Source organism: Nocardioides sp. (assembly GCF_035481145.1).
GTDB lineage: Bacteria > Actinomycetota > Actinomycetes > Propionibacteriales > Nocardioidaceae > Nocardioides.
Map to the genome: position 1 here is coordinate 19,657 of NZ_DATIHB010000019.1, position 7,435 is coordinate 27,091.

The window sequence follows — 7,435 nt, forward strand, 5'->3', positions numbered from 1 at the left end:
AGACCATGATCAAGGCTTGGTCCGGCTGAGGCAGGCCAACGCGTTCCCTGCTGCGGTCTCGGCCTGCGCGCGCAGCGCTCATGCCGCTCCCAGGTGCGGTGCCGCGGGCCCGCGAAGCCCTTCACATCGCTAGGGCAAGCATCAGGTACATGAACGGGATCACCCCGAAGCTCGCGACACCGATGGAGAACGCTGCCAAGCCCGAGACCAACAAGGCCTCAGGGATCCCCGCGCCCTTGCCCCGCTGCCATCGACCAACCACGAGCGCACCCAGAAATGGAGCCAGGATCAGTGACCCGCAAAGGGCACCCCAGATGGGGTTTTTAAACTCGGGCTCTGCGAAGGACCACCATGCCTGGTACCCGAGGAACGGCGCCATGAAGAGACCCGGAGCAAACCCCAACAGCAGCACGACCGTCGCCAGCGCAATGTCCCGGCAACGCGCGCCGGAAGCGCTTCCAGCCGGCGTAGGCGTCAGCATGCGGTCAGTATCTCGGGCGAACGCGCGAACCGCTGATGAATATGCGCGAAGGTCCGCACCTGACCGCTCATGCCGCGATGACGTTGGTCCCAGTGCGGCCCCGAAGCCCGAACCAACACGTTGACGGGTCACGTACCACGCAGCACACGGGAACGGTGCACCCGTGACACGCCGATGTGTTGGTTCGGGGAACTCCGCACGGACGTGCCGCGACGGGGTCGAGCCGCCCGAGATGGAGCTGCTGCCGAGCCCGAGCGGACACATATCGCGAGGCCCGGACTCGAGCCAAGCGTGGCTCGCCCTCGCGCGACCGAGAACTGTGTCCGCTCGTGCACGTTGCTGTCAGCGGAGGTCGGGCAGGTCGGCCGGATCGACGCGCGTGCCGACCATCTCGCGGATCTTGTCGTTGACGTCCCAGACGTTGACGTTCATGCCCGCGGTGACGACGCCGTCACGCAGCCACCACGCGACGTACTCCCCTCCGTCGACGTCGCCGCGCAGCACGACCTCGTCGTCGGGGGCGCTGCGGCCGACGTACTCCATGGAGAAGTCGAACTGGTCGGTGAAGAAGTAGGGCTGCCAGTCGTAGGTGCCGTCGACTCCGAGCATGGTGCGGCCGGCGAGCGTGCCCTGACGGATGGCGTTGTCCCAGTGCTCGACCCGGAGCCGCTGGCCGAGCGCGGTGTTGTGGGCGTTGGCGACGTCGCCGGCGGCGAAGACGTGCGGGTCGGAGGCCTGCAGCCGCTCGTCGACCAGGATGCCGTTGTCGACGTCGAGGCCTGCTGCGCTCGCGAGCGCCGTCGTCGGTGTGGCGCCGACGGCCAGCAGCACGACGTCGGCGGCGACCATGCCGTCGGCCGTGCGGACACCGCCGTCGACGACCTCCTCGACCTGGACGCCGGTGCGGACCTCGACGCCGTTCCTCGCGTGGACAGCGGCGACGTGGTCGGCGATCGCGGGGCCGAGGATCCGTCCGAGGGGACGGCCGCCGGTCTCCAGCACGACCACCTCCATGCCGGCCTGGTGCGCGGTGGCTGCGACCTCGAGGCCGATCCAGCCACCACCGATGATCGCCAGTCGCTTGCCCTCCTGCAGCGCGTCGCGGAGGCGCTCACTGTCGTCGATCGTGCGCAGCGTCAGCGCCTTCTCGATGCCGGGCAGCTGGAGGGTGCGAGGCGAGGCTCCGGTGGCGATCAGCAGGCGGTCGTAGCCGAGGCTCTCGCCGCTGTCGAGAACGACGACGCGGTCGTCGAGGTGCAGGTCGGTGGCCGCCGTGCCGAGCCGCAGCGCGACCTCGTTGTCCCTGTACCACCCCGCGTCGTGCGGGAACGCCGCATCGCGGTCGTCCTTGCCGGCCAGGTAGCCCTTCGACAGCGGTGGCCGCTCGTACGGCGCGTGGGGTTCGCGACAGACCAGCGTCAGCCGGCCGGCGTACTCCTGGTCCCGAAGGGACTCGACGGCGTGGACGGCGGCCAGGCCACCACCCACGATGACGATGCTGCGCGGTTCGTCCATGCGCCCCATCCTGCTCCTCCGACGGCGACTGCCCAAGGGTGTCGCGCGTCCGGCGTGGGGGCTCGTCCACAGGCCGCCGGGTGTCGGCCGGCTTCTATCGGTGGGTTCGAATAGGGTTTCGAACATGGCTGCGAAGACGAAGGCGCCCCGCTCCGACTACCGCTGCGCCGAGTGCGGGTGGACCACGGCGAAGTGGGTCGGGCGCTGTGGCGAGTGCCAGGCGTGGGGCTCGGTCGCCGAGACAACCGCAGCGCCTGCGGGCCGCACGGCCGCGGGCCCGGTGACCGCGCCCGCGGTCCCCATCGGCAAGGTGCCGGTGGAGGAGTCCACCCAGCGCCTCAGCGGCGTTCCCGAGCTCGACCGCGTGCTCGGCGGCGGCCTCGTCCCGGGCGCCGCCATCCTCCTCGCTGGAGAGCCCGGCGTCGGCAAGTCGACCCTGCTCCTCGAGGTGGCCGCCCAGACCGCACGGTCGGGGCGGCGCACCCTCTACGTCTCGGGCGAGGAGTCGGCCTCCCAGGTCCGACTCCGCGCCGACCGCACCGGCGCGGTGGTCGACGAGCTCTACCTCGCCGCCGAGACCGACCTCGCCGCCCTGCTCGGTCACATCGAGGCGGTCAAGCCCGAGCTGCTCGTCGTCGACTCCGTCCAGACAATCAACGTCGCCGACCTCGACGGAGTGCCCGGCGGCGTCACCCAGGTCAAGGAGGTCGCCGCCGCGCTCGTGCGCGTGGCCAAGACCCGCAACATCACCACGGTCGTCGTCGGCCACGTCACGAAGGACGGCACGATCGCCGGCCCGCGCGTGCTCGAGCACGTCGTCGACGTGGTGCTCCACTTCGAGGGCGACCGCAACAGCCGCTTCCGCATGCTGCGCGCGATGAAGAACCGCTTCGGCCCCGTCGACGAGGTCGGCTGCTTCGACCTCGGTTCCGACGGCATCACGGCCGTCTCCGACCCGACCGGCCTCTTCGTGGAGAACCACGCGCAACAGGTGCCGGGCACGTGCGTGGCGGTGACCATGGAGGGGCGCCGGCCACTCCTGGCCGAGGTCCAGTCGCTGGTGACGGTCGCGCCGGGCGACAAGCCACGGCGGACGACGTCGGGGCTGGACTCCTCACGGGTCGCGATGGTGCTCGCCGTGCTCGCGCAGCACGGTGGCCTCAAGCTCCACAACCACGACGTCTTCTGCTCGACCGTCGGTGGCGCGAAGCTGACCGATCCCTCGACCGACCTGGCGATCGCGATCAGCATCGCGTCGGCGCACTACTCGCGCCCCGCGCCGACCGCGACCATCGCGATCGGCGAGCTCGGCCTGGCCGGCGAGCTCCGCAAGGTCCGTGACCTCCCGCAGCGGCTTGCCGAGGCGGCGCGCCTCGGCTTCAAGTACGCCCTGGTCCCCGTCGACCGGGCCAACGGTTCCGCGCCGGGCAGGGTGCGGATGGTCGACGGCATGAAGGTGATGGATGTCCCCGACATCGCCGCCGTGATGCGCCTGCTCGACCTGCAGGGGCGCGTCGTCCACGCGGCACCCCACCCTGCAAATGACGAGGTCAGCTGACCGCGCCACCGCTACGCTTCACCACAGTTGTCGATACGTCAGACGGGAAGCAGCACGTGGCCGCCATCGAGCGTTCCGAAGAGACCGAGCGCCTCAGGGCCACGCTCGCATCCATCGCGCCCGGCACTCCCCTGCGTGATGCGCTCGAGCGCATCCTCCGGGGCCGCACCGGCGCGCTCGTCGTCCTCGGCTACGACAAGACCGTCGAGGGCATCGCGACCGGCGGCTTCCAGCTCGACGTGCCCTTCACCGCGACGGGCCTGCGCGAGCTGGCGAAGATGGACGGCGCGATCATCGTCGACGGTGAGCTGACCCGGATCCACAAGGCCGCGGTCCATCTGATGCCCGACCACACGATCCCGTCCGAGGAGACCGGCACGCGTCACCGCACGGCCGACCGTGTCGCCCGGCAGACCGGCTTCCCGGTCATCTCGGTGTCGCAGTCCATGCAGATCATCGCGGCGTACGTCGGGGAGACCCGCCACGTCCTGGAGGACTCCGGCCAGATCCTGTCGCGCGCCAACCAGGCCCTCGCGACGCTGGAGCGCTACAAGATGCGGCTCGACGAGGTCTCCTCGACGCTTTCCGCGCTCGAGATCGAGGACCTCGTCACCGTCCGCGACGTCGCCGTCGTGGCCCAGCGCCTCGAGATGGTCACCCGGATCGCCCGCGAGATCGAGGACTACGTCCTCGAGCTCGGCACCGACGGCCGCCTCCTCACACTCCAGCTCGAGGAGCTGATCACCGGCGTCGACGCCGAGCGTGAGCTGGTCATCCGCGACTACCTGCCCGGTGGACGCAAGGCCAAGAGCCCCGAGGAGCTGCTCCTTCGTCTCGAGCACCTCGATGCGAGCGAGCTCGTCGACCCTGCCTCGGTCTCCAAGGCCCTCGGCCTCGGCGGTGCGGAGCACCTCGATGGTGCGGTCACGCCGCGCGGCTTCCGGCTGCTGGCGAAGGTCCCGCGCCTCCCGTCGACGGTGGTCGACCGGCTCATCGACCACTTCGGCACCCTGCAGAAGCTCCTCGGCGCCAGCATCGACGACCTGCAGGCGGTCGAGGGCGTCGGCGAGCTCCGTGCCCGCAGCGTGCGCGAGGGCCTCTCACGCCTCGCCGAGTCGAGCATCCTCGAGCGTTACGTCTGAGTCGCGGGCGCGGCGTCGCGCACCGGTGCGGCCCGGCCGTCGACCTCGTCGATGAGCGCGCGCAGGTCGCTGCGGCGGTCGGCCTCGACGAGCGCCCCCATCGCCCGCTGACGCTCCACCACCGTCGTCGCCGCGAACGGCACGGTCGCGTCGTTCCACAGCTCCCGCTGCAGGGTGCGCAGCGTCTCCCAGTAGGCGTCGTCCCAGCTGTGCGCTGGGCCGGCGACCGCCGCCCGGTAGTGCTCCCACATGTCGATCGGCAGGATCTCGCGCAGCACTACGTCCAGCACCTGCGGTGACGCGTGCTCGCGCACGAGGTCGAGCGTCATCAGCTTGGTCCGCCGGCGCTCCTCGAGATTGCTGAGCTCTGCACGGCGCTGGGTCGCCGAGGTCTGGTCGTGCCGGATCCGCCACTCGTAGACCACGTCGGTCAGCACGTCGAACCGCTCCGCGGCGAGGAAGGCGCGGGTCAGCGCCGGCTGGTCCTGGTAGCGCGTGCGCTCGGGGAACGTGATGGCCGCACGGTCCCAGAAGTCGCGGCGGAAGATCTTGTTCCAGACGAAGACGTCCGCGAGCATCAGCGGGGACTCGGCGATGGTGCTGCGCAGCCGCTCGACCTCGTGGTTGCGCTGCATGAGCGGGGGCACGAACCACTCCGTGTCGCTCACCCGCGCCGCCTTGCCGACCACGAAGTCGGAGCCCGTACGCCGGAGCGTGCGCAGCATCCGCCGCCATGCGTCCGCAGGCAGCTCGTCATCGGAGTCGACGAAGGTCAGGTACGCCGCCGTGCAGTGCGCGACTCCGACGTTGCGGGCGATGCTGACTCCGCTTCGCTCGGCAAGCCGCACCAGGCGGACACGGTCGTGCGCCGCGGCGTACGCCTCGGCGATCGCGGTCGAGCCGTCCGTCGAGGCGTCGTCGACGAGCACGACCTCGAGGTCCGGGACCGGCTGGCGGAGGATGGAGTCCAGGCACGCGGGAAGCCAGGGAGCGACGTCGTGGATCGGCACCACGACGCTGAGGACGGGCCCGGTACGGCGGCGGAGGTCGAGGCACATGCGCTCATTTCCGCCGTGTGCGGTGACCCGTCGACCACGAGTTCGGGAGACCCCGATGACGGCTTGGTGAACGGTTGCTAGGAATGCCCGATCTGGCCGATCGGGCCTGTCGACCGCGCTTACCGTCGAGGGGTGAAGATCACCGTCATCGGCTGTGGCTACCTCGGTGCCACCCACGCCGCCTGCCTCGCCTCCCTCGGTTTCGAGGTGCTCGGCGTCGAGATCGACCCCGCCCGCCGCACCGCCCTCGAGCGTGGCGTCCTCCCCTTCTTCGAGCCCGACCTGCCCGAGCTCCTCGTCGAGCAGGTCGAGTCGGGCCGCCTCCGGTTCACCGACGACATGGCCGAGGCTGCGGCGTTCGGCGACCTCCACTTCGTCTGCGTCGGCACACCGCAGCGGGCTGACGGCATGGGTGCCGACCTCACCCACGTCGAGGCCGCGGTCGCCTCGCTCGCACCCCACCTGGACCGCGCCGCCCTCGTGGTCGGCAAGTCGACCGTCCCTGTCGGCACGGCACAGCGCCTCCAGGAGATCCTGCGTACGACGGCTCCCGCCGGCGATGCCGTCGAGGTCGCGTGGAACCCCGAGTTCCTGCGCGAGGGCTTCGCGGTCAAGGACACCCTCGAGCCCGACCGGCTCGTGCTCGGCGTCCGTTCGGAGGTGGCCGAGGCGCGGCTGCGCGAGGTCTATGCCCAGCCGATCGCTGCGGGCTGCCCGGTCATCGTCACGGACTTCCCGACCGCCGAGCTGGTCAAGGTCGCGGCGAACAGCTTCCTGGCGACCAAGATCTCGTTCATCAACGCGATGGCGGAGCTCTGCGACGTCACCGGCGCCGACGTGGTCACCCTCGCTGACGCGATCGGCTACGACGAGCGGATCGGGCGGAAGTTCCTCAACGCAGGTCTCGGCTTCGGCGGAGGCTGCCTGCCGAAGGACATCCGCGCCTTCCGTGCGCGCGCCGAGGAACTGGGCGTCAAGGACGCCCTGCGGTTCCTGCACGAGATCGACCGGATCAACATCCGCCGTCGCAAGCGTGTCATCAAGATCGCCCGTGCCGAGCTCGGTGGCCGACTGCCCGGCAAGCGCATCGCCATCCTCGGGGCCGCCTTCAAGCCCAACAGCGACGACATCCGTGACAGCCCGGCGCTCGAGGTCGCGGCGACCCTCCACGAGAAGGGCGTGCGGGTCGTCGTCCACGACCCCGAGGCGATCCCGCCGGCGCGCAAGAAGCACCCCGAGCTGGAGTACGCCGACACGATCGAGGCCGCCTGCGAGGGCGCGGACCTGGTCCTGCACCTGACCGAGTGGCTGGAGTACCGCGCCCTCGACCCGGCCGAGCTCGGCGAGATCGTGGCGGGGAAGCGGATGGTCGACGGGCGCAACTGCCTCGACCTCGCGGCGTACCAGGAGGCCGGCTGGACGGTCCGGTCGCTGGGTCGACCGTCCGTCGCCTGACCTAGGCTGGCCGGCTCGGGTGCCGGCCTGGCTGCCCGATCTGGCTGTCCGGGTCAGGCTCGCGCGGGTCAGGGCTCGCGCGGGTCCCCGGCGTTCTTCGTGGTCGTTGCACCGGTCGCCGAGGTGGAGGCCGTCGTGGTCTGCGTGGGCTTGGCGGTCTGCTTCGGCTTCGCGGTCTTCGTGACGACGACCTCCGGCGGCCCGGTCAGCTCGAACTGTGTGTCCG

6 protein-coding genes are annotated in these 7,435 nt (G+C 70.7%); 3 read left to right on the top strand and 3 right to left on the bottom strand.

The genetic code is table 11. The annotated features are described in order from the left end of the window. Nucleotides 1-121: 121 nt before the first annotated feature. Nucleotides 122-481 (bottom strand): hypothetical protein, encoded by a 360-nt coding sequence (locus tag VLF38_RS01890; RefSeq protein ID WP_325269596.1) that lies wholly within the window; start codon nucleotides 479-481, stop codon nucleotides 122-124. 342 nt (nucleotides 482-823) lie between these two features. Continuing rightward, nucleotides 824-1,996, bottom strand: coding sequence for an NAD(P)/FAD-dependent oxidoreductase (locus VLF38_RS01895; RefSeq protein WP_325269597.1), 1,173 nt, complete (start codon nucleotides 1,994-1,996; stop codon nucleotides 824-826). Nucleotides 1,997-2,120: 124 nt separating this feature from the next. Between VLF38_RS01895 and radA the strand changes: the two genes are divergently transcribed. Then, nucleotides 2,121-3,554 (top strand): DNA repair protein RadA, encoded by a 1,434-nt coding sequence (radA, locus tag VLF38_RS01900; protein ID WP_325269598.1) that lies wholly within the window; start codon nucleotides 2,121-2,123, stop codon nucleotides 3,552-3,554. 56 nt (nucleotides 3,555-3,610) lie between these two features. After that, nucleotides 3,611-4,696, top strand: a complete 1,086-nt coding sequence (disA, locus tag VLF38_RS01905; protein WP_325269599.1) for a DNA integrity scanning diadenylate cyclase DisA — start codon at nucleotides 3,611-3,613, stop codon at nucleotides 4,694-4,696. On the opposite strand, the gene VLF38_RS01910 is transcribed toward disA, so the two are convergent. Then, entirely contained in the window at nucleotides 4,687-5,754 is a 1,068-nt protein-coding gene (locus VLF38_RS01910) for a glycosyltransferase family 2 protein (protein ID WP_325269600.1), read from the bottom strand. The genes disA and VLF38_RS01910 overlap by 10 nt on opposite strands. Before the next feature lie 132 nt (nucleotides 5,755-5,886). Here VLF38_RS01910 and VLF38_RS01915 point away from each other — a divergent pair, with 132 nt between their 5' ends. Then, the gene (locus VLF38_RS01915) at nucleotides 5,887-7,209 is read left to right on the top strand and encodes a UDP-glucose/GDP-mannose dehydrogenase family protein (protein ID WP_325269601.1); all 1,323 of its coding nucleotides are present in this window, start codon (nucleotides 5,887-5,889) and stop codon (nucleotides 7,207-7,209) included. The last annotated feature ends 226 nt before the right edge of the window (nucleotides 7,210-7,435 follow it).

Excerpts from the sequence above, each read along its gene's own strand:
- radA (WP_325269598.1), top strand. The coding sequence starts at position 2,121 with ATGGCTGCGAAGACGAAGGCGCCCCGCTCCGACTACCGCTGCGCCGAG.
- VLF38_RS01910 (WP_325269600.1), bottom strand. The coding sequence starts at position 5,754 with ATGTGCCTCGACCTCCGCCGCCGTACCGGGCCCGTCCTCAGCGTCGTG.
- VLF38_RS01895 (WP_325269597.1), bottom strand. The coding sequence starts at position 1,996 with ATGGACGAACCGCGCAGCATCGTCATCGTGGGTGGTGGCCTGGCCGCC.
- VLF38_RS01890 (WP_325269596.1), bottom strand. The coding sequence starts at position 481 with ATGCTGACGCCTACGCCGGCTGGAAGCGCTTCCGGCGCGCGTTGCCGG.